The organism is Sphingobium wenxiniae (assembly GCF_007830065.1).
GTDB classification, from domain to species: Bacteria; Pseudomonadota; Alphaproteobacteria; order Sphingomonadales; family Sphingomonadaceae; genus Sphingobium; species Sphingobium wenxiniae.
Map to the genome: position 1 here is coordinate 1 of NZ_VLKK01000070.1, position 1,588 is coordinate 1,588.

Genomic DNA, 1,588 nt, shown 5'->3' on the forward strand with positions numbered 1-1,588 from the left:
AAGCCGATCTTGTACGCCAGCTCCTTGCGCTTCTGCGCGTAGTTGGGCGCTACCATCGGATACTCGGCCGGGAGGCCCCACTTGGCCCGATACTCGTCAGGCGTCATCTTGTAGGTCGTCATCAGATACCGTTTGAGCATCTTAAGTTTCTTCCCGTCCTCCAGGCAGACGATATAGTCCGGCTTGATTGAGGCGCGGACGGTGACGGCAGGTTCCTGCTTGGCCGCCGGAGACTCCTTTGGCGCGCCCAAGCCGGACAGGGCGGAGTGCACGTTGGCGATTAGCGCGGGAAGATCACTCACGCTGACAGAGTTGTTCGATACGTGTGCCGACACGATGTCGGTGGTGAGAGTGATGAGGGTGTCGTGCGCGACCGCAGTTTCTGACATTATACAATTCCCAACAATATGGTATTAAAAAGATCCAGCAGTCGTGCTGGTTTCCACCTGACGTGACCCCCAGCTTTCCCCCAGCTGGGATTAGAGCCGAGCGGTTGTTTTGCGCATCAGCGCGGTTGAAGCAATGGGCTGCGTAGCGGAGCCCGTAGGGCGTAGCGAAGCAGGCCATTGCTTATCCAGTTCAGCGGCGAACGCCGCCGGTGTTGCGTAACCGAGAGACGAGCCTGGTCGCTCCCGATTGTAGTCTTCGACCCAGGCCGCGATCTCGACACGGGCATGGGCCATACTCAAGAACAGCGTCTCGTTGAGCAGTTCGTCGCGCATGCGACCATTGAAGCTCTCGACATAGCCATTCTGCATCGGCCTTCCGGGCGCGATGTAATGCCACTCCACGCCGACCTCGCCGCACCATGCCAGCACAGCGTTGCTGGTGAGCTCGGTGCCATTGTCGCTGACGATCATGCTTGGCTTGCCGCGCTGTTCGATCAGTGCGGTCAGCTCGCGAACGACACGGCGACCAGAGATCGAGGTGTCCGGCACCGCTGCCAGGCACTCCCGGGTCACGTCATCGACCACGTTGAGCACCCGGAACCGTCTTCCCGAAGCCATCTGGTCGTGAACAAAGTCCAGGCTCCAGCGCTGGTTCGGCAGCGCCAGAACCGGAGCAGGTGCCCTTGTGCCAACAGCACGCCTGCGGCTACGTCGTCGCCTGACCGCCAAGCCTTCCTCACGGTAGAGCCTCTGGGTCTTCTTGCGGTTGATCATGATCCCCTCCCGGCGCAGCAGGATATGCAGACGCCGATAGCCGAACCGGCGACGCTGGTTGGCCAGCTCGCGCAGCTTCTCCCTAAGTTCTGCATCGTTATCTCGCTTCGAACGGTAACGCACGCTCTTGCGATCGGCATCGATGACACGGCACGCCCGCCGCTCGCTCATCCCATGGCACGCCTGGAGATGAGCAACAGCTTCTCGCTGCGCGGCGGGCGTCAAAACTTTTTTGCCAGAAGATCCTTCAACGCGGCCTGATCCAGCATCGCATCGGCAAGCAAACGCTTGAGCTTCGCGTTCTCGCTCTCGAGCTCCTTCAGTCGGCGGGCATCGGACACCTCCAGCCCGCCATACTTCGACTTCCAGTTGTAGATCGTCGCTTCCGACACTCCGTGTCGACGGGCCAGGTCAGCGGTCTTCGC

At 60.7% G+C, this 1,588-nt stretch carries 2 protein-coding genes; both read right to left on the reverse strand.

Annotated features, from left to right (window positions below; translation table 11 throughout):
* A partial coding sequence (locus tag IQ35_RS20835) for a Ros/MucR family transcriptional regulator (protein ID WP_145076225.1) occupies positions 1-389 on the reverse strand: 389 nt, incomplete at its 3' end.
* Positions 390-479: 90 nt separating this feature from the next.
* A protein-coding gene (locus IQ35_RS20840) for an IS3 family transposase (protein WP_145076228.1) occupies positions 480-1,588 on the reverse strand; the annotation gives its coding sequence in 2 pieces (ribosomal slippage) (positions 480-1,399 and positions 1,399-1,588; 1,110 coding nt annotated over the 2 pieces). This gene is flagged as partial in the annotation.